Source organism: Mesorhizobium sp. M1328 (assembly GCF_040318075.1).
Classification (GTDB): Bacteria; Pseudomonadota; Alphaproteobacteria; order Rhizobiales; family Rhizobiaceae; genus Mesorhizobium.
Genome location: NZ_JAMYLO010000012.1, coordinates 68,821 through 90,839, shown reverse-complemented (window position 1 = coordinate 90,839; position 22,019 = coordinate 68,821). Strand labels below are relative to the sequence as shown.

16 protein-coding genes are annotated in these 22,019 nt (G+C 62.8%); 8 read left to right on the top strand and 8 right to left on the bottom strand.

The genetic code is table 11. The annotated features are described in order from the left end of the window. The first annotated feature begins 48 nt into the window (after positions 1 to 48). Positions 49 to 6,630, top strand: coding sequence for an apolipoprotein A-IV repeat region-like domain-containing protein (locus tag NKH23_RS20795; protein ID WP_352977152.1), 6,582 nt, complete (start codon positions 49 to 51; stop codon positions 6,628 to 6,630). A gap of 136 nt (positions 6,631 to 6,766) precedes the next feature. Then, positions 6,767 to 7,222, top strand: a complete 456-nt coding sequence (locus NKH23_RS20790; protein ID WP_353025416.1) for a macro domain-containing protein — start codon at positions 6,767 to 6,769, stop codon at positions 7,220 to 7,222. Between the two features lie 41 nt (positions 7,223 to 7,263). On the opposite strand, the gene NKH23_RS20785 is transcribed toward NKH23_RS20790, so the two are convergent. From NKH23_RS20785 to NKH23_RS20770, 4 genes are read right to left on the bottom strand one after another with little or no spacing between them, the layout of a single operon-like run. Then, positions 7,264 to 7,920 carry an ABC-type transport auxiliary lipoprotein family protein gene (locus NKH23_RS20785; RefSeq protein WP_352666609.1) on the bottom strand — a complete coding sequence of 219 codons (657 nt, stop codon included), beginning with the start codon at positions 7,918 to 7,920 and terminating at the stop codon, positions 7,264 to 7,266. A 37-nt stretch (positions 7,921 to 7,957) separates the two neighbouring features. Then, complete coding sequence (locus NKH23_RS20780) at positions 7,958 to 9,331, bottom strand: MlaD family protein (RefSeq protein WP_353025418.1); 1,374 nt, start codon at positions 9,329 to 9,331, stop codon at positions 7,958 to 7,960. Between the two features lie 13 nt (positions 9,332 to 9,344). Then, a complete protein-coding gene (locus NKH23_RS20775) occupies positions 9,345 to 10,163 on the bottom strand; it encodes an ABC transporter ATP-binding protein (protein WP_353025419.1) in 819 nt (272 codons plus the stop codon). A 1-nt stretch (position 10,164) separates the two neighbouring features. Next, positions 10,165 to 11,349 (bottom strand): ABC transporter permease, encoded by a 1,185-nt coding sequence (locus NKH23_RS20770; RefSeq protein WP_353025421.1) that lies wholly within the window; start codon positions 11,347 to 11,349, stop codon positions 10,165 to 10,167. A gap of 78 nt (positions 11,350 to 11,427) precedes the next feature. Between NKH23_RS20770 and dgcA the strand changes: the two genes are divergently transcribed. Then, a complete protein-coding gene (dgcA, locus tag NKH23_RS20765; protein WP_353025422.1) occupies positions 11,428 to 12,417 on the top strand; it encodes an N-acetyl-D-Glu racemase DgcA in 990 nt (329 codons plus the stop codon). Here the strand turns inward: dgcA and NKH23_RS20760 are convergent. Together NKH23_RS20760 and NKH23_RS20755 are read right to left on the bottom strand one after the other, a co-directional pair. Next, positions 12,388 to 13,605: an MFS transporter gene (locus NKH23_RS20760; RefSeq protein ID WP_353025424.1), complete on the bottom strand. Its 1,218-nt coding sequence runs from the start codon at positions 13,603 to 13,605 to the stop codon at positions 12,388 to 12,390. The two genes, dgcA and NKH23_RS20760, sit on opposite strands and share 30 nt — an antisense overlap. 127 nt (positions 13,606 to 13,732) lie before the next feature. Further along, complete coding sequence (locus NKH23_RS20755) at positions 13,733 to 14,554, bottom strand: UDP-2,3-diacylglucosamine diphosphatase (RefSeq protein WP_352720983.1); 822 nt, start codon at positions 14,552 to 14,554, stop codon at positions 13,733 to 13,735. Positions 14,555 to 14,674: 120 nt separating this feature from the next. Between NKH23_RS20755 and NKH23_RS20750 the strand changes: the two genes are divergently transcribed. From NKH23_RS20750 to NKH23_RS20740, 3 genes are all read left to right on the top strand, one after another. Then, on the top strand, positions 14,675 to 15,454 hold the full coding sequence (locus tag NKH23_RS20750; protein ID WP_352720981.1) for an SDR family oxidoreductase: 780 nt from the start codon (positions 14,675 to 14,677) through the stop codon (positions 15,452 to 15,454). Positions 15,455 to 15,614: 160 nt separating this feature from the next. Next, complete coding sequence (locus NKH23_RS20745; protein ID WP_352914193.1) at positions 15,615 to 16,067, top strand: hypothetical protein; 453 nt, start codon at positions 15,615 to 15,617, stop codon at positions 16,065 to 16,067. Between the two features lie 210 nt (positions 16,068 to 16,277). Next, complete coding sequence (locus NKH23_RS20740) at positions 16,278 to 18,602, top strand: NADP-dependent malic enzyme (protein WP_352720978.1); 2,325 nt, start codon at positions 16,278 to 16,280, stop codon at positions 18,600 to 18,602. 12 nt (positions 18,603 to 18,614) lie between these two features. Here the strand turns inward: NKH23_RS20740 and NKH23_RS20735 are convergent, their stop codons facing one another. Next, positions 18,615 to 19,235, bottom strand: coding sequence for a DUF1287 domain-containing protein (locus tag NKH23_RS20735; protein ID WP_353035284.1), 621 nt, complete (start codon positions 19,233 to 19,235; stop codon positions 18,615 to 18,617). Between NKH23_RS20735 and NKH23_RS20730 the strand changes: the two genes are divergently transcribed. After that, positions 19,234 to 19,416, top strand: coding sequence for a hypothetical protein (locus NKH23_RS20730; protein WP_353025428.1), 183 nt, complete (start codon positions 19,234 to 19,236; stop codon positions 19,414 to 19,416). The genes NKH23_RS20735 and NKH23_RS20730 overlap by 2 nt on opposite strands. An 85-nt stretch (positions 19,417 to 19,501) precedes the next feature. Next, entirely contained in the window at positions 19,502 to 20,707 is a 1,206-nt protein-coding gene (locus NKH23_RS20725; protein WP_353035282.1) for a DUF2865 domain-containing protein, read from the top strand. Here NKH23_RS20725 and NKH23_RS20720 read toward each other — a convergent pair. Continuing rightward, positions 20,625 to 21,998, bottom strand: a complete 1,374-nt coding sequence (locus NKH23_RS20720) for a glutamate--tRNA ligase (protein WP_353025430.1) — start codon at positions 21,996 to 21,998, stop codon at positions 20,625 to 20,627. The genes NKH23_RS20725 and NKH23_RS20720 overlap by 83 nt on opposite strands. Positions 21,999 to 22,019 lie beyond the last annotated feature (21 nt).

Below are 22,019 nucleotides of genomic sequence, written 5' to 3'. Positions count from 1 at the left end.
TAAGCAGAACCATAAGTCCCGCGGCAGCTTGTACAGGGTAGCGAAGGCATGGCGAAGAAACCAACGACGACAAGAACGCTCGACAGCGACGTAGCCAGGGAACTCGAAAAGGCACTTGATATCGATCTGAGCGGCGATGCCGGCGGCGACTTCGACATCGCGGCATCCATGGAAGATCTGGAAGCGCAAATATCGCAAGCCGCCGACGAACTGGCGCGCGAAGGTCGCAGCCAGAACGAAGCACCTGCCCCCGACCAAGCCCAGAACGCGGCACCTGCCGCCAATCAAAGCCAGAACGCAAATCCCGCGCCAAAAGCCAAGCCGGCCGAGTTGCGTCCTGTCGCAACGCGCAATGGCTCGCAGCCGGCCGCTTTCTCGCCGGCCAACGACGATCGTCAAAAAGACTATAAGACGCTCCTGCACACCCTCAATCGGCGCGCCTCGAACACGATCTATTGGGTCGTGGCTTTCGTTTCGCTGGCCTGGATCGCCGGCGCTGGTGGCCTTGCGAACCTGTTGTTCGGACCTGGCATCTGGAACATCCGCACCTTCGATCAGTTTTTCGCCCGTCCCGAGCTGATCGGCCTGGCGGTCGCGGCAATCGTGCCCGTCATCCTGTTCTGGGCATTCGCCGTGATGATTCGCCGCGCTCAGGAGATGCGCCTTGCCGCGCAGTCGATGACCGAGGTGGCCTTCCGTCTGGCCGAGCCGGAAAATCTTGCCCAGGATCGCGTCATGATGATCGGCCAAGCGGTTCGCCGCGAGGTGGCGGCCATGGGCGAAGGCATCGAACGCACGCTTGCGCGTGCCGTCGAGCTCGAAACGCTGGTTCACGGCGAGGTGAACCAGATCGAGCGCTCCTACTCCGAGAACGAGTCCCGCATCCGCTCGCTGGTCGACGGGCTGGGCAGCGAGCGCGAAGCGGTCGTCACCCATGCCGAGCGCGTGCGCGCCTCGATCACCGGCGCCCACGAGACGCTGAAGGACGAGATCAACGCCGCCAGCGATATCATTCGCGACAGCATTCTCAACGCCTCGACCAAGCTGTCGATGACGATCAACGAATCCGGCGACACGCTGATCGACAGGATCAACGGGAGCTCGATGTCGATCTTCGATTCGGTGGAAGGCCGGCTCGAATCGATCACCGACCGGCTGTCGACGTCGGGCGAGGCCTTCGCCAGCCTGCTCGACACCCGCATCGCCAAACTGACGGACACCACCGATGGCCTGACGCGGTCGCTGACCGACCTGCTCGACGACCGCACGACCGGCATGGTGTCGCTGCTCGGCGGTGCCGCGCGTACGCTCAATTCCGAATTCGAAGCCAGCCTTAACGGCATCGAGCGGACGCTTGCTGAACGTGGCCAGGCGCTTATCAGCGAGTTCCAGACCCGCGCCGAGGCGCTCGACACCGGTACGCAGAAGCTCAACGCCGCGCTGGAGGCTCGCGCACGCCAGATCAACGAGACGCTGGTCGAGCGCGCGCGCGAAATCGCCCACACCTTCCAGGATAGCAAGGAGACGCTGTCGGCGATGATCGATCAGGGCAAGACCCAGATCGGCGCCGACATGGCCGACATCATTTCGTCGACCTCGACCATGCTTGAAGCCCGCGCCGGCGATTTCGCCGGGCGCATGGAGGCGGCGCGCCATGTCGTATCGCGTTCCTTCGATACAGACATCCAGCGGCTTGCCGAGGCTCGCGCCGGCATCGAGGAAGCCGTCGAAAACCACAGCCACAAGCTTTCCGAAAGCCGCGACCGGATGGCGGCGGCAATGCAGGCCGATCTGGCGAAGTTCGCCGAGGGTCGCGCCGAAATCGACGCAGCGGTGGCCAACCAGGTGCAGAAGCTTGCCGAAGGCCGCAGCCTGATCTCGCGCGCCCTTGAGGAGGATCTGCGCAAGGTAAACGAATCACGCGCAGCGATCGACGCTTCGCTGGGCAGCCATCTCGAAAGCCTTGAAGAGGGTCGCAACAGGCTTGCCCAGGCCTTGAACGAAGACTCTGGAAAACTCGTGCAAGCTCGTACGATAATTGATGAAATGGTTGCCGGGCACGTCGGCAAGCTCGCCGAAGGCCGCAGCATCCTTTCGCGCGCGCTGGAGGCCGACCTCGGCAAGCTGGCAGAGAGTCGCGCCAGCATCGACGGCCTCGTCGCCGGTCAAGTCGAAAAGATCGCCGAGGGCCGCGCCATACTCGCCAGTGCGCTGGAAGCCGATATCGCCGGCATCAATGGCCTCATCGAGGCGCATTCGGCCAAATTGGCGCAAGACCGCAGCGGCCTTTCCCAGTCGCTCGATAACGACCTGTCCGACATCAGGAGCCTGATCGCCGATCATTCTGGCAGGCTCGCCGATGACCGCAGCCTGCTCTCGAAGACGCTTGAAGACGATCTTGCCAAGTTGGCGGAAAGCCGGTCGAGCATCGATGGGCTGGTTGCCGGCCAGGTCGAGAAGCTGGCCGAAGGCCGCGACATCCTCAAGCGCGCGCTTGAATCGGACCTTAACGCGATCAAGGGCGTCATCGCCAGCCAGTCCGAAAAGCTGGCGGAAGACCGTGGCCAGCTGTCACGGGCACTGGAGAGCGACCTGGAGACTGTGCGGGGCGTTGTCTCCGATCACATGAACAAGCTCACAGAGGACCGTTCGACCCTTTCGAAGGCGCTCGAAGACGATCTCGCCAAGTTGGCCGAAAGCCGCTCGAGCATCGATGTGATGGTTGCCGGACAGGTCGAAAAGCTGGCCGAGGGCCGCGACATCCTCAAGCGCGCGCTCGAAGCCGATCTGAGCACCGTCAAGGGCGTCATCGCCAGTCAATCCGAGAAGCTGGCGGAGGATCGCGGTCAGCTGTCGCGGGCACTGGAGACCGATCTCGAGGCCGTGCGGGGCGTCGTCTCCGATCATATGAACAAGCTCGCCGAGGACCGTTCGGCCCTTTCGAAGGCGCTCGAGGACGATCTCGCCAGGCTGGCAGAGAGCCGGTCGAGCATCGACGGGCTGGTCTCCGGCCAGGTCGAGAAGCTGGCCGAGGGTCGCGACATCCTCAAGCGCGCGCTGGAAGACGATCTTGCCAAGCTGGCCGAAAGCCGCTCGAGCATCGACGGGCTGGTTTCCGGCCAGGTCGAGAAACTGGCCGAAGGCCGCGATATCCTCAAGCGCGCCTTGGAGGCCGATCTCAACACCATCAAGGATGTTATTGCGGGCCAGTCCGAGAAACTGGCGGAAGATCGCTCAACCTTGACCAAGGCGCTCGAAGACGACCTTGCCAAGCTGGCCGAAAGCCGCTCGAGCATCGACGGACTGGTTTCCGGCCAGGTCGAGAAACTGGCCGAAGGCCGCGATATCCTCAAGCGCGCCTTGGAGGCCGATCTCAACACGATCAGGGGCGCCATCGCCGACCAGTCGCAACTATTGACCGATAATCGCGCCCAGTTTTCGCGTGCGTTGGAAGCCGATCTCGGCAACGTCAACAGCCTGGTCGCAACCCACGCGGAGAAGCTCGTCCAGGACCGCTCGACCCTGTCCAAGGCGCTCGAGGACGATCTCGCCAAGCTGGCCGAAAGCCGCTCGAGCATCGATGGGCTGGTTGCCGGCCAGGTCGAGAAGCTGGCGGAAGGCCGCGACATCCTCAGGCGCGCGCTGGAAGCCGACCTGGAGAGGCTTGCAATGAGCCGCAGCGAGGTCGACGAGATCGTCGCCGGTCATGTCGGCAAGCTGAGCGAGGGCCGCGACATGCTGACCCGCGCATTGCAGGACGATCTCTCCAGGCTCGCCGAAACGCGCAAGGATGTCGACCGTTCGCTGTCCGGCCATATCGACCAGATCGCCGCCAGGAGCACCGACATCTCCGATGCAATCGCTGCCGACGTAGAAAAGATCGAGCAGGTGTTCAGCCGGCAGACAGGCGTCATCGAGGAGCGCGCCAGCACCATGGAGCGGGCGCTGTCGACGGGTGTCGACAACGTTCGCAGTGTGCTCGAAAGAAGCGCGGTCTTCGTCGCCGGGGCGCTGCGCGAGAAGGTCATGGAAGTCACCAGTGCGCTGCATGAGCAGGCGGGCGCGGCATTCAGCGATGCCGACCGCAAGATCGCCGAGCGCGCCGAGCAGACCTCGGCGGCCCTGCTCGCCAGGGCGGAGGACATCGCCCGCACCTTTGAAGAGGCGGATCGTCGCCTTGCCGCGCGCGCCGAGGATACGTCGAGCGCACTGATTGCCCGCGTCGACAACACGTCGAACACCTTGCTTGCGCGTGCCCAGGAGACGGCCGATCAGCTGGCAGCCAGAGCAAGTGAGATTGCCGGCACCTTCGACGCGGCGGACCACAGGCTGGTCTCTCGCGCCATCGAAACGGCCCAGTCGCTGGCTGCACGTGCCGGCGACATCCTGCGCAATTTCGAAACAGCCGACGAGCGGCTGGGCGTGCGCATCGGCGAATCCGCCGAAGCTCTCGCGGCACGCGCGTCGGACCTCGGTCGCATTTTCGATGCCGCCGACCAGCAACTTATCTCGCGTATTGCCGAAGGGTCCGAAGCACTTTCGGCCCGCGCGTCCGAGATCGGCCGCATCTTCGAGGAGGCGGATCATCGCCTGGTGTCCCGTATCGCCGACAGCAGCACCGCCATCGGCGAACATGCCGACACCATTGTCGGCGCCTTCACCAGCACCGAGCAGCGGGTTGCCGAACGCGCCAGGCAGACTGGCCAGGAACTCGCCGTCCATGCCCGTGAAATCGAGCAGGTGCTTGCCGGTGCCGACGAACGCCTGGCATCGAGTGCTGCTGTTACAGCCGCCCGCGTCGAGGAGCAGGTCGCCAGCGTCGAGAACCGCCTCGCCTACTCCGCCGAGACAATGGGCCAAAGGCTCAACGAACAGGTTTCGAATGCCGAGGCGCAGCTGGTCTCGCGTGCCAACACGATCGCCGAAACCTTCACCGCGGTCGGCCAGCATATCGGCCAGAGCACCAACGACGCTGCAAAGACCATCGGTGCCAATACTCGCGAGCTCAGTACGATGCTTGCGGCACGTTCGGCCGAAATATCGAAAATCCTGGACGAGACGGCACGGCCTCTGGTCGAGCGCTTCGCCCAGGGCGGCTCCGAGCTGCAAAAGAGCATGGAAGAGGTCACCGAACGTGCGACCGAGAAGCTGCGCACTCAAAACGCTGCCCTCGTTGACGCCCTCGCCAGCCGTACGGCCGAAACCCTGTCGGCCGTCGAAGGTGCGCGCTCGACGCTTGCCGACAGCGTTGCCGACCTCATCGGCCGCATGACCACCTCCAGCTCGCAGCTCGGTCAGTTGATCGAGCAGGCGGCGACCAATCTCGGCCAGGTCGACGAACGCCTGACCGGCAGCACGCAAAGCTTCGCCGCGACCACGGAAAAGACCGCGCAGACCTTCGCCAGTTCGGCGCGCCTGGTCGATTCGAACACGACGCGGCTCACCGAGCTGTCGTCGTCGACCTTGCGCGAGGTTGCTTCAATCGCCACCAAGTTCGACGAGCACAGCCGGTTGCTTTCCAGTGCCTCGGACCTGTTGAGCTCGGCCCAGAGCAATCTAGAGCACACGCTCGAAAGGCAATCGTCGCTGGAGGACCTCGCCGTCGGCCTTGTCAAGAAGTCGGAAGATCTCGAAAGGGTCATGCGCTCGTTCGAGAATCTGGTCGGCCAGACACTGCAGAACGCCGAAGGCAAGACGCTGGAATCCGCCGACAAGATCCGTACCGCGATTTCCGAAGTGGTCGATTCGGCCACCAAGCGCTTTGCCGATGCGACCGAGGAGATGCGGCGTACCGCTGGCTCGATCAAGAGCGAGCTCGACCTCACCCGGGCTGAGCTCAAGAAAGGCGTCATCGAGATGCCGGAAGAGGCAAAGGAATCAACCACGGCTATCCGCCGTGCCGTTTCCGAGCAGATCAACGCGCTGAAGGAACTTTCTGAAATCGTTGCCAAATCTGGGCGCGGCACCGACAGTTCGGAACAGCGCAACCTGCGTCCGGCGCCGCAAGCGCCTGCCGCACGCGCCGCCGAACCGCCACGTCGTCCGGCTCCGGCTCTCGAACAGCGCCGTGCACCGCAGGCGCCTTCGGGCGAGACGGCGCTGCGCGGCACGCTCGACCTCGAACGTCCCGCAGACCAAGCGCCGCGCCAGCGCGATCCCAACGGCCGCACGCCGCAGGGCGGTTGGGTGCGTGACCTCCTGACCGGTGCATCGCGCGAAGACGACGCCAAGCCGGCAGCGCCTGCCGAAGCGCCGCGCCCGGCTCCCGCTGCGCGTTCGCCCCTTCATGTGGTGGAATCGCTGAACTCGCTCTCCGTCGATATCGCACGCGCCATCGATCACGATGCTTCGATCGAACTGTGGAACCGCTACCGGCGCGGCGAGCGCGACGTCTTCACGCGCCGTCTTTACACGCTGAAGGGCCAGCAGACGTTCGATGAGATCCGTCGCAAATATCAGTCGGAGGCGGAGTTCCGCGCCGCCGTCGATCGTTACTGCGACGATTTCGAAAAGCTGCTCAAGGACGTGTCGCGCAACGACCGCGACAACATCATGGCACAGACCTACCTGACCTCGGATACCGGCAAGGTCTACACCATGCTGGCCCACGCCAGCGGCCGCCTGCACTAAGCGGGCGACAGGAAAACTGAAAGGGCGTTCTGCCCTTTCAGTTTAGACCCGATACTGAAAAGATAGTTCCACTGCGCAAATCTCTTGATTTGGCCGGATGTTTGCGCCTAGGAGCAGAGGCTGGGATCTCGTGGCAATGCAGACAATTCGCGGTGATCTGCTTCAGCTTGCGCTCGACGGAACGTTCGATGTCATTGTGCATGGATGCAACTGCCAGTGCCAAATGGGCAAAGGAATTGCTCTTTCCATAAAGCAGCGTTTTCCCGAAGCATATGCTGCGGATTGCGCGACATTGAAGGGCGACCCAGCCAAGCTGGGAAGCATATCCGTTGCCGAAATCAAGCGAGGCAGCCGCATTTTCCACGTCGTCAACGGCTACACTCAGTTCCATTGGCAGGGCAAAGGCGTGAAGGCTGACTACCAGGCAATCCGAAAAGTCATGCAGGCAGTCAAAGGCAGATTCGCGGGCAAAAGAATCGGCTACCCGAAAATTGGTGCGGGGCTGGCTGGAGGTGATTGGGAAATCATAGGCTTAATCATCGATGACGAGCTTGCGGGCGAAGATCACACGCTCGTCGAATATGCTCCGTGAGTTGCTTCGGTCTTTGGCCGCTTCATAGCAGCTAGCCCGGTTTAGATCACAGTGTCGGTCCAGCGCACGATTTGCCCGGCCGCATCGCCGAACGCGGCATCGAGCGCGCCAACATAGGCCTGGTTGCCATTGCCCGAAACGGGCGCGATGGCGCTAAACGTCTTCGAAGCGCGCACTTCACCGTTGCGGTCGTTCAACAGGCGCACGAACAGCTCGACCTCGGCATGTTGGCCGCCATCGACACGCACCTCGAACGAGCGGATCTCGACGATCACCTGATAGTCGATCGCCAGCCCCTCGCCTGGCTTGCCGACACCGGTGAAGCTTCCCGAGCGCTGGAACGTCTCTGCCAGCCGCGCCTGTACAATCATCGGCAGCCGGTCGGCCCATTGCGCGCCCTTGAGATACTGGATCGATCGCGGCGATGGCTTGATGACGATGTTCTGGCTATCCAGCGCCTTGAGGGCCGATGGCTGGGCGATGAGTATCTGGCGACGGCTGTGGGCACGCGCTTCCAGCGACGGCGCCGAAAGCTCGAACGTATCCAGCGGCGCCGGTCCGCCGCCAGGCAAGGCCGCGCAGCTTGCTAGCGAAAGCGCCAGCAACACCGCCCCAACCTTAGACCCACCCGATGTGATGCTGCCTGAACTGATCGACTTCAAACGCGATCCCCCCCGGATCGTGGAAACAACGCGCATCTGCAAGCTATGTTCTTGCGGTGGTCGGGGATCGAAGTCAACGGCGCACCCTGCCGTCGAACTGCCGAACCTCGCCCTCGCCGCCGGACAAGATCCGTTGTGGGTTGCGGCTCAGATCGGTTACCGCCTCTTCGATGCGGGTGATCGAACGACGGCTGTCCTGGACCAGCGCTTCGACGTTTTGCAGCCCCTGTCCCGAGAATCGCGCCAGATTGTCGGTGATGGTACCGAGGCGGGCGTTCAGCGTGTCGGCGACCTGCTTGAATGATCTCAGCGTCGCTCTCGCGTCGGCCATGACGCCGTCGGCCTGGCCGGAGCCGAGCAGTTTGTCGACCTTGGCAAGGATACCGTCGACTCGCACCGAGGCATCGTTGAGGCGTCCTGCGAGCTGGTGCGCGTCTTTGATGGTTTCGTCGATGTCGTCGGCTCGGTTGGCGAACTTGTTGGTCACCTTGGCGATATCGGCGGCAGCCTCGTTGGCGTTTTCGCTGGCCTTCTGGATATTGGCCAGCGCGGTGCGAACCTCGGCCGGATCGATGCCGTCGAGCACGCCGTCGACCTTGGCCAGCGTGCCTTGCGTCTTCTGGGCGAAGTCGTTGATCGAGCCGACCGCCGTGTCGACGTTCTTGATGACCGTGTCGAACTGCTTGCTGGTTTCCTTGAGATTGGCGGTGACCGTGTCGACGTTGGCGACGATGCTCTTGATCTGGTCCTTGTCGACGGCGTTGAGTAGCCCTTCCGCCGCCTTCAGGGTGCCGTCGAGCTTGCCCGAAACACCCTTCAATTCGTCGGCCAGCGAGCTGACGCTGGCCAGGAACTTGTCGACGCCGTCCGAATTCCTGGCCAGTGCATCGGAGAAGGTCTGGACATTGGCGACGGTCTGCGTCAGCGGCCCGCGAACATCCTTGGTGAAGCCTTCGAGCTCCGAAAGGACCTTGTCGGCGCGGGTGAAGATGTTCTGCGCCGTCTGCAGCAGGTTGGTGACCGCCGACGGGTTGGCAACGATCTCGGCGACACGGCCTTGCTTTTCCGCCTCGTCGAGGAGCTTGGGCTCCTTGGGGTCGGCGCCCTTGAGTTCGATACTGGCCTGGCCGGCGAGGCTGACGATCCCGATATCGGCCTGCGTCGACTTGGTGATCGGCGTATTCCTGCCGATTTCAGCGTCGGCGATGGCCGCGGTCGGATTGTCAAGGTCGATATAGACACGCTTGACCTCACCAACCCTGACGCCGTTGAACAGCACGAAGCTGCCGCGGCCAAGACCGGAAGCCGAGCCTGGAATGCGCACACGCAGCATCGCCGTCTCACCCCTGTCACCGATCGCGGCCGTCCAATAGACGAACGCGAAGGCCGCCAGGATCGCGGCCAGCGTGAAAATGCCGACAATGACGTAGTTGGCCCTGGTTTCCATTGCTCACTTATGGCTATGCGCGCGTCGCAAGATCAAGTTGCCGGGCGCGTTTTCCGCGGAAATAGGATTTTACCCAGGGTTCCTCGCTCCTGAGCATGTCGTCAATCGTGCCCTCGACCAGCACTTTCTTGTTGCCAAGCACCGCCACGCGGTCGCACGCCGTAAACAGCGTGTCGAGATCGTGCGTGACCATATACACGGTCAAATCCATCGTATCGCGCAGCTTGACGACCAATTCGTCGAACTCAGCCGCGCTGATCGGATCTAGCCCGGACGTCGGCTCGTCGAGGAAAACGATATCCGGGTCGAGTGCCAGGGCGCGCGCCAGCGCAGCACGCTTGATCATCCCGCCGGAGAGCTCGGAGGGGAATTTCTGCGCCGCATCCGGCGGCAGTCCGACCAGCTCGACCTTGAGCATGGCAAGTTCGTCCATCAGCTTCTTCGGCAAATCGAGATATTCGCGCATCGGCACCTGGACGTTTTCGAGGACCGTCAGCGCCGAGAAAAGGGCGCCATGCTGGAACAGCACGCCAAGCCGCATGTCGATGCGAAGGCGCTCCCTTTCGGTTGCCTTCTCGACGTCGACGCCGAACAGTTTGATTGTTCCCGATTGCTTGCGCGTCAAGCCAAGAATGGTGCGCAAGAGAACAGATTTGCCCGCACCCGAGGCACCGACGAAGCCGAGAATCTCCCCGCGCCAGATATCGAGCGACAATTTGTCGAGAACGACTTGGTCGGCGAACGATACCGTGATGTCGTGCGCCGACAGCACGATCTCGTCTTCTTTGGCCTTCGCCGCCACCTTGGTCGTGTTTGTGCCCGGCAGCGCCATGTCAGAACTCGATCGCTGCATAGAACATGGCGAAAAGCCCGTCGAGGATAATGACCACGAAGATCGACTTCACCACTGAGGCGGTCACATGCTGGCCAAGTGATTCGGCGCTGCCGCCAACCTTCATGCCCTCGACCGAGGCAATTATGCCGATGATCATGGCCATGAACGGCGCCTTGATCAGGCCGGCAAAGATGGTGCTGAGGTCGATTGCGACACGTAGCCGGTCGATGAACGCTGCCGGTGCAATATCGGAGTAGAGCCATGCAGCCAGAATGCCGCCGCCGAGCGCGGCAAAGTTGGCGATGATCGTCAGGCAAGGCAGTGCGATCACCAGCGCGACCAACCGCGGAAACACCAGCACGCCGATGGGATTGAGGCCAATGACCTTCAGCGCATCGACCTCCTCGCGCATTTTCATCGAGCCGATCTCGGCGGTGATCGCGCTACCGGAGCGGCCGGCGATCATGATCGCCGTCATCAGCACGCCGAGCTCGCGCAGGATCAGCACGCCGACCAGGTCGACGACGAAGATGTCGGCGCCGAAATAGCTGAGCTGATAGGCGCCTTGCTGGGCAACGATTGCGCCAACGATAGCCGACATCAGCACCACCACTGGTATGGCGCCGACGCCCATGCGATCGATCTGGTTGAAGATCGCCGCCATATTGACGCCATGGCCGCGGCCAAGCTTCATCTGCGAGCCGCGTATCGTGGCGCCGAGGATGTTCATTGCGGCCAGGAAATCGTCGCGCATCTCATAAACACGCCGGCCAACCGCCTCGAGCCCACGAATGATGAAGTTGGGCGGCTTTGCCGGACCTGATTCGGGCTCGCGTCGAACCGCATCACCGACGGCGCCAAGCAGGATCGAGGCAATCTCGCTTTGCCCCTGCGTCGTGATCTCGACGCCCTTCTTTTCGAAGCTGCTGACCAGGCGGTCGATCAGCCAGGCCCCGGCAGTGTCCATCTTCTCGATTTGTGAAAGGTCTAGCGCCAGCGTCTTGAAGCCGCCGCGCTTCTCGATCTTGCGCATCTCGGCATCGACCAGCGCCACGGTACGTGTCGTCCAGGTTCCCGAGAAAGCGCAGCCGAGAACGTCGCCCTCCTCGCCGATCGCGATGCGCGGCTGGTGGTCGGGCTCCTTGGCAGGGCCGCTTGCGTCGCGTTTGCGGATGGTCAACATGGCGTCCTGTTTAGCCTGACGGGGCCGACCTGTCGATTTGCCAACATCCTCCTTGTTGCACAGCCGGAGCAGAAAAATATGGCGCGTGTCATTTCGGTCGAGGCCGAGCGCTTTCCCATCGCCGGGACATTCACCATTTCGCGCGGCTCGAAGACCGAAGCTGAGGTGATTTCCTGCGCCATTGCCGAAAACGGCCGTACAGGGCGCGGCGAATGCGTCCCTTACAAGCGCTATGGCGAGACCATGGAGGGTGTGCGCGGCGCGATCGAGGCGATGCGCAGTGAGATCGCGCACGGCATCAGCCGCATCGCCCTGCTCGGTGCCATGCCTGCCGGCGCGGCACGCAACGCCATCGACTGCGCGCTCTGGGACCTGGAAGCGAAGATCAGCGGAACACCGGTGGCGCATACGATACGAACCGTTCCGTTACGACCGCTTGAGACGGCGTACACATTGTCGCTCGCCGAGCCGGAGGCGATGGCGATGGCGGCGCAAGCCCGCGCCAACGCCCAGCGCCCGCTACTCAAGGTCAAGATCGGCGGCGACAACGACATCGCACGCATCCGTGCAGTGACGGCGGCGGCACCTGACAGCCGAATCATTCTCGACGCCAATGAGGGCTGGAATGACGACAATATCGTCGCAAACCTCGCCTTTGCCGCCGAGCATGGGATCGCCTTGATCGAACAGCCGCTGCGGGCGGGACATGACGGTATTCTTCGCCACATCGCGCATCCGGTGCCGATCTGCGCCGACGAAAGCGTGCACGAGGCGAAGGATCTTGAAGCGCTTGTCGGCCTCTACGACACCATCAACATCAAGCTCGACAAATCGGGTGGCCTGACCGCGGCACTCGTGCTTCGCGACCGCGCCCGCGAACTGGGTCTTGGCGTCATGGTCGGCTGCATGGTCGGCACATCGCTTGCGATGGCGCCGGCCGTGCTGTTGGCGCAGGATGCCGATTTCGTCGATCTCGACGGTCCGTTGCTGCTGGCCCGCGACCGCGTTCCCGGTCTCGTCTACCAAGGTTCGCTGGTGTCACCGCCCGAGCCGGCGCTGTGGGGCTGAACGCGCCGCAAGCCCGATCAGCGCTAGGCCCGTCAGGGCGATGGGGATCATCGCAAAGAAGCCATTCGCGCCGAACCGGTCGTAAAGAGGACCTGAAATCAGCGTCGCCACCGCCATGAAGAAGCCGTTGGAAAAATAGGCGATGCCTTGCGCCGCCCCGGTGCGTTCTTCCGCAACCGTCTCACCGATCATCTTTTGTAGGCCGATCAGCACCAGCGCCACCGAAACCGCGTGCAGCGTCTGGATCGCGAAAAACCCGCCAACGCCAAGCCCAAGCGGCCAGATCAAGGGGAAGGCGATCCAGCGCACGATCGCGCCTATCCCGGCAATCAGCATGATCGAGACGACCGAGAAAGAGGCAAAAGCCCGGGTGAAGACGACGAACATGCATATCTCGGCGACAACGCCCCATCCCCACAGAAGCCCGACAACCGAATCGCTGATGCCGATCGACTTCCAGTAGATCGACACGAAGCCGTAGAGAAATGCGTGGCTGGCGGTGATGACGCCGACGCCCGTCGAAAAAAAGAGGAAATGAGGGTTCAGGAGTTTCGGTGCCGATTGCTGGATATCGGCGGCCGAAAGCGGCGAGGCGCGGCGCGGACGGCCGAGGCGCGGCGCAATCAGTCCGGCGACTAGCGCGGCACACAGCGCCGCGAAGATGATCACCGGAACAGCCTCGGCACCGCTTGCCGAGAGGATGAAACCGCCGGCGAGATTGGCGCAGAGATAAGAGATCGAGCCCCATTTGCGCATGCCGGCGTAGTTCGAGCCGAAGCGGCGAACACCTGAAAGGGCGAGCGAATCGGCAATCGGCGAATGCGGCGTCCAGACGACCGTCAGCGTCAACGATACGGCAAGTACCATTGCGTAGGTCGGCTGCAGGAAGTAACCGGCGGACAGGATCAGCGATGCGGCGACCAGCGCGACATAGACATTGGCGCGGTCGCTCGCTTTGTCTGCCAGCGCGGTAAGAAAAGGCGTCGTCGCCACGCGCAGGAACATCGGCGCGGCGAGGATCACGGCTATCTGCTCGGCGTGGAACCCCTTCGCCTGCAGCCACAGCGGAAAATACGGCACATGCGTTCCGAGCGGAACGAAGAGCGTGAAGAAGATCAAGCTCATGCGCAGTTCGAAATGGCGTGGCTTGACGAGCTGTTCGGGCGAGAGCGGCGGCAGGGAGGACATTAACAGGCGATCCGTCGGCACGGCATTCAGCCGGGTCGGCCCGCCACACCTGCCGCTGCTTAACACGGCGAAAAAGTCGATGAAACCGCTGGACTAACCGATTAAAGCGAGATGAGGCCGGATTTGGTCAAGCCGCCTGGACTGCCCTGCCCTTGATGTCGATCGGCACGAGCACCTCGCTGCCGACCGGAGTCTCCGGCAGGACATGCGCCCAGTGCAGGATCTCCATCCGGCCGTCAAAATGCTCGACCACCGCCGTGCAGCTCTCTACCCAATCGCCGGTGTTGATGTATTGCACGTCCTCATAGCTTTCGATCGCGGCATGGTGGATGTGCCCGCAGATCACGCCGTCGACATGCGAGCGGCGCGCCTCCTCGGTCAGCACGGTCTGGAACGAGCCGATGAAGTTCACCGCCTTCTTGACCTTGACCTTGGCCCAGGACGAGAACGACCAGTAAGGCAGGCCAAGCACTTGGCGCAGGCGCGTGATGACGCGGTTGAGCAGCATGGCCGCGTCATAGGCGTAGTCGCCGAGATAGGCCAGCCAGCGCGCATTATGGACGACGGTGTCGAACTGGTCGCCATGGATGACAAGAAGGCGTTTGCCGTCGGCGGTCTCGTGGATGGCGCGATCGGCAACGACAATGCCGCCGAAATGCACGCCCTGGAACTGGCGCGCGAACTCGTCATGGTTGCCGGCGATGTAGGTGATGCTGGCGCCCTTGCGCGCCTTGCGCAGCAATTTCTGGACCACGTCGTTGTGGCTCTGCGGCCAATGCCAGCTCCGTCTCAAGCGCCAGCCGTCGACGATGTCGCCGACGAGATAGATGATATCGGCATCGTGATGGCGCAGAAAATCGATCAGGAACTCGGCCTTCGCCGCCTTCGATCCGAGATGGACGTCGGAGATGAACATGCTGCGGAAAGTGCGAGGCTCTGCGCCGGACATCATTTGTCACCGTTGCTTTCGCCTGAGGCTATGCCCCGATTCATGCAACAACCGTATGACGGTTGCGATTGGTCCAGCCATACGGGTAGGTTGCCGCGGCAATCAGAGGAGAAAATCACCATGGACCTCGGCATTCGCGGCAAGACGGCCATAGTCTGCGCCTCGAGCAAGGGGCTGGGACGCGGCTGCGCCATGGCACTGGCGGAGGCAGGCTGCGATCTGGTCGTCAACGGCCGCAACGCCGACGTGCTGGCCAAAACCGCCGCTGAACTGCGCGAGAAATTCGGCGTCAAGGTGACCGAGATCGTCGGCGACATATCCAAGCCCGATGTCCAGAAGGCGCTGCTTGCCGCCTGCCCCGATCCCGACATCCTCGTCAACAACAATGGCGGTCCGCCGTTTCGCGATTTCCGTGCGCTCGATCGGGCAAAGATCCTCGAAGGCGTCACCCAGAACATGGTGACCCCTGTCGAGCTGGTTCAGGCCGTGATCGACGGCATGGCGGCGCGCGGCTTCGGCCGCATCGTCAACATCACCTCGCTGTCGGTCTACGTGCCGATCCCCGGCCTCGACCTGTCGTCCGGCGCCCGCGCCGGCCTCACTTCGTTCCTCGCCGGCGTCGCGCGCACGGTGATCGACCGCAATGTGACGATCAACAACATGCTGCCGGGCAAGCTCGACACCGACCGGCTGCGCGGCCCGCACGAGGCCGGCACGCCCGAAGATCCGGCCGCCGCTGCCGCACGCAAGGCGCAAGCAGCAGCCAATGTTCCGGCCAAGCGGCTCGGCACGCCGGAGGAATTCGGCCAGATCTGCGCCTTCCTGTGCTCGGTTCACGCCGGCTACCTGACCGGACAGAACATACCGGTCGACGGCGGCCTCTACGTCAGCGCGTTCTAGCGGCAAAATCTACCGCTTAGTATCCGCTGGGAATGGCGGAAAACGGGCGCCCTCAGGCCAGCCGAGGTAAGGCAACATTATGCTCAAAACGCCAGTTCACAAGGACTAGGGTTAGTCCGCATGTTATGTCCTGCCTCGCACATGGAAATGAGACCGGCGAATGGCGTCTATTTATCGCTTTGTTACGCAAAAACTGCTGTCGCACAGGGTTCGAGACACGGCCGACGGCAACCTTGCAATTACCGACAGGAGATTGTTCCTTGACTTCGTTCGTCTAGAACGAGCGGTTAGGCTAGAGGATTTCGCCACAGTCCAGTCTGCGGTGGTGGCGATTGAAAATCGTTGCTTATCAATGGGTAAACGCCATATCGCGGTGTTTGCGTACATGTATCTCAGGTTTTCGGATGCGGCCCCAAAGTTTACGCACCTGGACATCGAGCTTGAGGAAGAAGGAGGCATCCGCCGAACAGTCGACTACCGGCGTAGGGTGTCGTCGACAGAGCGACTTGTCGGCGAGTGGGCTGCCGCTTGGTACGACCGCTATTCCAAGAGTTTCTTTCGTGCACTTTATAGGAGCAACAGCCCCACAGCGAACTACCGAAAGAATACCTAATCGTCCGCAAACCACCTGAAGCAGACATTCGGCTCGCAGCTCGCTCCAGCAACGCGCCTATCGTCCCAACATTTCAATGGCAGACCGTACAGGCCGGCGGGTGGTGCAAGCCGTAAGCTCGCGCTTGCGACATATCACCTCTCGAAAAGCCTCGGCTGCATGCTAAGAGACTCAAAACACCAAACGGACTGAACTGAGGAGGCGGCCGTCATGACAGGCGAAAGCAAGAAGGCGGCCCGATCCGACCTCGACGAAGCAGCGCTCTATTTCCATAAGCACCCCCGTCCCGGAAAGCTTGAAATCCAGGCGACGAAGCCGCTCGGCAATCAGCGCGACCTGGCGCTTGCCTATTCGCCGGGGGTCGCCGCCCCCTGCCTTGAAATCCGCGACGACCCGGCAACCGCCGCCGATTATACAGCCCGCGCCAATCTTGTCGGCGTCGTCACCAACGGTTCGGCGGTGCTGGGCCTCGGCAATATCGGTCCGCTCGCCTCCAAGCCGGTGATGGAAGGCAAGGCGGTGCTGTTCAAGAAGTTCGCCGGCATCGATGTCTTCGACATCGAGATCGATGCACCCGGCATCGAGCGCATGGTCGAGACGATCTCGGCGCTGGAACCGACCTTCGGCGGCATCAACCTGGAAGACATCAAGGCGCCCGAATGCTTCGAAGTCGAGGAGCAGTTGAAAGCCCGCATGGGCATACCGGTCTTCCATGACGACCAGCACGGCACCGCCATCATCGTCGCCGCCGCTGTGCTCAATGGGCTGGAATTCGCCGGCAAGTCCATCTCCGACATCAAGATCGTCACGTCAGGCGCCGGCGCTGCGGCGCTTGCTTGCCTCAACCTTCTGGTCTCGCTCGGCGCGCGGGTCGAAAACATCTGGGTCACCGACCGGTTCGGGGTCGCCCATAAGGGCCGCGTCGAGGAGATGGACCGCTGGAAAGACCCCTATGTGAAGGACACGGAAGCGCGTACGCTGGCCGACGTTCTGCCCAGCGCCGACGTGTTTCTCGGCCTGTCTGCCGCCGGCGTACTGAAACCGGAACTGCTCCACCACATGGCGCCCAAGCCACTGATCCTGGCGCTGGCCAACCCCAATCCCGAGATCATGCCGGAAGCGGCACGGGCAGCACGGCCCGACGCGATGATCTGCACGGGCCGCTCCGATTTCCCCAATCAAGTCAATAACGTACTCTGTTTTCCTTACATCTTCCGTGGCGCGCTGGATTGCGGCGCAAGCGCCATCAACGAAGAGATGAAAATGGCCGCCGTGCGAGCGATTGCAGCGCTTGCCCGCGAAGAGCCATCCGACGTCGCCGCCCGTGCCTATTCCGGCGAGACGCCGATCTTCGGTCCGGAGTTCCTGATCCCCTCGCCTTTCGATCCGCGGCTGATCCTGCGCATTGCCCCTGCCGTCGCCAAGGCAGCCTGTGAGAGCGGCGTCGCGACCCGGCCGATCACCGATTTCGCCGCCTATATCGACAAGCTGAACCGCTTCGTCTTCCGCTCCGGCCTGGTCATGAAGCCGGTGTTTTCGATGGCCAAGACGTCGAGCGCCAAGCGCGTCATCTACGCCGACGGCGAGGACGAGCGCGTGCTTCGCGCCGCGCAAGTCGTGCTCGAGGAAGGCATTGCCGAACCGATCCTGATCGGCCGCCCGCATGTCATCGAGGTGCGGCTGAAGCGCTACGGGCTGCGCATCAAGCCGGGCGTCGATTTCGGCTTGATCAACCCGGAAGACGATCCGCGTTACCGCCACTATGTCGACCTTTTGATCGAGCTTGCCGGCCGGCGTGGGGTGACGACGGAAGCGGCGCGCACCATGGTGCGCACCGACAATACGGTGATCGCCGCCCTTGCCCTGAAGCGCGGCGACGCCGACGCCATGGTCTGCGGCCTCGAAGGCCGTTTCGAGCGCCATTTGCGCAACGTGACGCTGATCATCGGGCCGCGCGCCGGCATTAGGGATCGCGACCTGTCGACACTTTCCATGCTGATTTCGCAGCGCGGCATCATTTTCCTCACCGACACCCATGTCTCCGTCGATCCGACCGCCGAGGAGATTGCTGAGATGACCGTTTTGGCGGCCGAGGAAATTCAGCGTTTCGGCATCGAGCCCAAGGCAGCGCTGCTGTCGCATTCGGATTTCGGCTCCCGCGATTCGCCAAGCGCCATGAAGATGCGGCAGGCGGCGGCGATCTTGGCGCGGATCGCGCCCGACCTGCAATGCGACGGCGAGATGCATGCCGACTCGGCGCTATCGGAGCAGCTGCGCCAGCGCGTCTATCCGCATTCTCGGCTGAAGGGCGAAGCCAATCTGCTGGTGTTCCCCAATCTCGATTCGGCGAACATCACGCTGACCGCGCTGCGCACGATGATGGACGCGCTGCATGTCGGCCCGATCCTGCTCGGCACCGACAGCCCGGCGCACATATTGACGCCGTCGGTCACCTCGCGCGGCGTCGTCAATATGACGGCACTGGCCGTGGTCGAAGCCGCGCACAAGGCGCAAGCCATTGTCGATCTGGGGTAGCCGCTGGCTTTCTCAGATTGGCCTGAACCGGAAATGCCCTGTCTGCCTGAAGGCAAACAAAGTGTCCTCTTCCCTGGCGCCGCCGCCGATATTGTGAATGACCAGCCTTCTTGTCGGCACCAAACTGGAGCGATTGGACGACACGATGGCAATATGCGACAGATTGCCGGGCAGCATCTGGGCGACGAGATCCCCAGGCCGATAGTCGGCGGGGTCTTGGCTGACGGGCACGGCGGCACCTCGCCGCTCGAAATAGACCGCAAGATTGGGCACACGGCGGTGGTCGATGTTGCGGTCCGGCGCATTCAGGCCCCAAGCCTTCGGATAGGCGGCAAAATTGGCCTGCATATCCTCATGCACCAATTCTTGCAGATCGAGATCGAAGGCGCGGCGATAGGCGCGGATCACGACATCAGTGCACACACCTCGCTCGGGCTCAACGTCCCCGCCCGGATAGGCCAGCCGTGTATAGGTCGGATCGTAGAGCGTGGTGACGCCGATCTGCTCACGGGCGGCTTCGACCAATTTGGTGCCCCAATCCGGCGTGATGGGCTTTTCCTGCGCCATGGCAACCGGCATCGCCAGGCACAAAAGACCAAATTGCAGTGCGGCTCGACGGGTAATCGCGGTCATGCCAAGCCTCCGGGCATTGCTGGATCCAGGCATTCTTCTGGGCGAATACGCCTTTTTCGTGCAACGCCAGGATGTCGCGGTCCTGACAATGTCCGAGTATGCCGTGCGGCGTGGTCGACATGACGCGCTGGTCGTGGTCGAAGCCGCGCACAAGGCGCAAGCCATCGCCGATTTGGGCTGAAGCCGGAATCAGCGGTATGCTAAACAAACGCTTAACCGCAAGCGCGGTAGCTTTCAGAACGGCAGACAGGCGGAGTTCCGGAGGGATGACGGGCGCACGTTGGAAGCTGACGCGGGCCGCCGCGCTGCTCGGTGCCCTGCTACTGTGCGACATTGCCGTCACTCAGGCGCAGGCCGCTTCCCGCCTCTGCCGCCAGCTTGAAGCCGATCTTGCCGCCGCTGCTCGCGGTGGCGGCGGCAAGCCGGCCTTGCTCAGGAAATATGACGACGCGATCGCCCGGCAGCGCCAGCAGATTTCAAAGGCCGTCAGCCAATCCAGCAGCGCCGGCTGCGGCTTTTCGCTATCTCGCCGCAACGCCAACGTATGCGCAGCACTCGACGCCACCATCGATCGCATGGCTGCCAATCTCGACGCCTTGCAGGCCAAGCGCGCTGAGCTTGACAGCGGTGGTTCGCGACGCGATCGCGCGCGCATATTGGCCTCGCTCGACGCCAATGGCTGCCGCGATGATGCGGCGCCGCCGACGCTCGCACCGGTTCGCGAAGCCAGCGGTGAAAACGGCAACGGAAACCTGCTCGACCAGCTTTTGGGCAGTGAACCCGGTGCGCCCGACCAGCCTGACGAGCCCGACCAGGCTGAAGAACTAAGTCAGCCGCGCAACATCCGCAGCATGCTCAACAACGCCGACGAGTTGGGCCAGCCCCGAGGCGAATTCCGCACTATGTGTGTGCGGACCTGCGACGGCTATTTCTTCCCGATGTCGAATGCTGCCTCGCTGGGCGATTTCGAGCGCGACCAGAAGAATTGTGAATCGAGCTGCCCCGGCACCGAGATGCAGGTTTTCTACACGCGCAGCATGAACGGCGATTCGGCGTCCATGACGTCTTCGATGACCGGCAGGCCTTATATCGAACTGCCGACGGCCTACCTCTACAAGCAGTCCGATATACCGCTGCCGCCGACCTGCGGCTGCAATGCCGGGCAGAATTTCGAGATCATCGCCGGCAACCCGCCAACCCCGGAACAATCTGAGGCGAACGTGGCAACCACCCCGTTCATTCCGCTACCGGTTGCCAGGCCTGATCCCGGTGCCGACCCGGAGACCTTGGCCAATGCGCAAGGCGGCCTCGACCGTGAGGCGATCAAACGGCTTGCTGTCAAACCTGTGCCCTCGCCGACATCGCTGCCGCCGCCTGAGCAGCGCAAGGTCAGGGTCGTCGGGCCAACGTTCCTTCCCGACCCAGCAGCGGCAACAGATCTGCAAGCTCCGGACCCGAAGGCTGTCCCGTAAGCGCCAGCCTGAGCGGCATGAATAGCGCCTTGCCCTTGCGGCCGCTCGCCGCTCGGATCTTGCCGGTCCAGTCCTTCCAGACCGTGCCGTTCCAAGGCTCCTCCGGCAGCAGTTCGAACGCCTGGCGAAGAAAGTCGCGGTCATCGTCGGAAAACTCCGCCGGCTCCTCGGGACCGTCTCGAAGCGTACGCCACCAGATCGCCGCATCGGCCAGCCTGTCGAGATTGCCGCGCACCGCCACCCAGAAAGGCTCGGCCTGTTCGCCAGAGATGCCGAGCACGATCAGCCGGTCGCGCGCCTCGGAAAACGGCATGTGGTGCAGCAGCGTGCGGTTGAGCACGAAGAGCTCGTCCGGATCGAATTTGGCGGCGGATTTCGATGTTGCCGCCGGATCGAAGCGCTCGGCAAGTTCAGCCATCGTCGGCACCGCCACGACGTTTTCCGAGGTACCGACGAGCACCGCCAGCGAAGCGACCGCCATTGGCTCTATGCCGCTCTCACGCAGGCTCTGTATGGACAGCGCGCCGGTGCGCTTGGAGAGCCCCTCGCCTGATGCCGTTGTCAGAAGATTGTGGTGGCCGAACACCGGCGGCTCGGCGCTGAGCGCCCGGAACAGGGCTATCTGGACGCCGGTATTGGTGACGTGGTCGTCGCCACGAATGACATGGCTGACGCCCATGTCGATGTCGTCGACAACCGAAGGCAATGTATAGAGGTAGGTGCCGTCCTCGCGCCGCAGAACCGGGTCTGAAAGCGAGGCGAGGTCGACGGTCTCCTCGCCGCGCACCAGGTCGTTCCAGTGGATTTCGGTGCGCTCCGGCTGCAGCGGATCGCTGCTGAAGTTGGGTAGCAGAAAGCGCCAGTGCGGCCGCCGGCCATCGGCCTCATATTCCGCGACCTGCCCAGGCGTCAGCGTCAGCGCCTCGCGGCCATAGACTGGCGGCAGGCCACGCGTGCGGCGCACCTTGCGCCTCAGGTCGAGCTCTTCAGGCGTCTCATAGCACGCATAGACGAGGCGGGCCCCCTTCAGCCTTTCCAGTGCGGCATCATAGATTTCGACCCGCCGCGACTGATACTCCGTGGCATCGGGGAAGATGCCCAGCCAATGCAGGTCGTAAAGGATGGCGTCGGAAAATTCCTGCGTCGAACGGGTAACGTCGGTGTCGTCGAAGCGCTGGATGAAGCGACCCTTGTTCTTGATGGCGAACAGCCAGTTGAACAAAGCGGTGCGCGCATTGCCGATGTGAATGCGGCCGGTCGGTGACGGGGCGAAACGGACGGTAACTGTCATGAGCGGGGCGTACCGGATGGT

Excerpts from the sequence above, each read along its gene's own strand:
- dgcA (WP_353025422.1), top strand. The coding sequence starts at position 11,428 with ATGGCGCGTGTCATTTCGGTCGAGGCCGAGCGCTTTCCCATCGCCGGG.
- NKH23_RS20780 (WP_353025418.1), bottom strand. The coding sequence starts at position 9,331 with ATGGAAACCAGGGCCAACTACGTCATTGTCGGCATTTTCACGCTGGCC.
- NKH23_RS20750 (WP_352720981.1), top strand. The coding sequence starts at position 14,675 with ATGGACCTCGGCATTCGCGGCAAGACGGCCATAGTCTGCGCCTCGAGC.
- NKH23_RS20760 (WP_353025424.1), bottom strand. The coding sequence starts at position 13,605 with ATGTCCTCCCTGCCGCCGCTCTCGCCCGAACAGCTCGTCAAGCCACGC.
- NKH23_RS20730 (WP_353025428.1), top strand. The coding sequence starts at position 19,234 with ATGCCAAGCCTCCGGGCATTGCTGGATCCAGGCATTCTTCTGGGCGAA.
- NKH23_RS20795 (WP_352977152.1), top strand. The coding sequence starts at position 49 with ATGGCGAAGAAACCAACGACGACAAGAACGCTCGACAGCGACGTAGCC.
- NKH23_RS20755 (WP_352720983.1), bottom strand. The coding sequence starts at position 14,554 with ATGTCCGGCGCAGAGCCTCGCACTTTCCGCAGCATGTTCATCTCCGAC.
- NKH23_RS20720 (WP_353025430.1), bottom strand. The coding sequence starts at position 21,998 with ATGACAGTTACCGTCCGTTTCGCCCCGTCACCGACCGGCCGCATTCAC.
- NKH23_RS20775 (WP_353025419.1), bottom strand. The coding sequence starts at position 10,163 with ATGGCGCTGCCGGGCACAAACACGACCAAGGTGGCGGCGAAGGCCAAA.
- NKH23_RS20785 (WP_352666609.1), bottom strand. The coding sequence starts at position 7,920 with ATGCGCGTTGTTTCCACGATCCGGGGGGGATCGCGTTTGAAGTCGATC.
- NKH23_RS20735 (WP_353035284.1), bottom strand. The coding sequence starts at position 19,235 with ATGACCGCGATTACCCGTCGAGCCGCACTGCAATTTGGTCTTTTGTGC.
- NKH23_RS20740 (WP_352720978.1), top strand. The coding sequence starts at position 16,278 with ATGACAGGCGAAAGCAAGAAGGCGGCCCGATCCGACCTCGACGAAGCA.
- NKH23_RS20725 (WP_353035282.1), top strand. The coding sequence starts at position 19,502 with ATGACGGGCGCACGTTGGAAGCTGACGCGGGCCGCCGCGCTGCTCGGT.
- NKH23_RS20770 (WP_353025421.1), bottom strand. The coding sequence starts at position 11,349 with ATGTTGACCATCCGCAAACGCGACGCAAGCGGCCCTGCCAAGGAGCCC.
- NKH23_RS20790 (WP_353025416.1), top strand. The coding sequence starts at position 6,767 with ATGCAGACAATTCGCGGTGATCTGCTTCAGCTTGCGCTCGACGGAACG.
- NKH23_RS20745 (WP_352914193.1), top strand. The coding sequence starts at position 15,615 with ATGGCGTCTATTTATCGCTTTGTTACGCAAAAACTGCTGTCGCACAGG.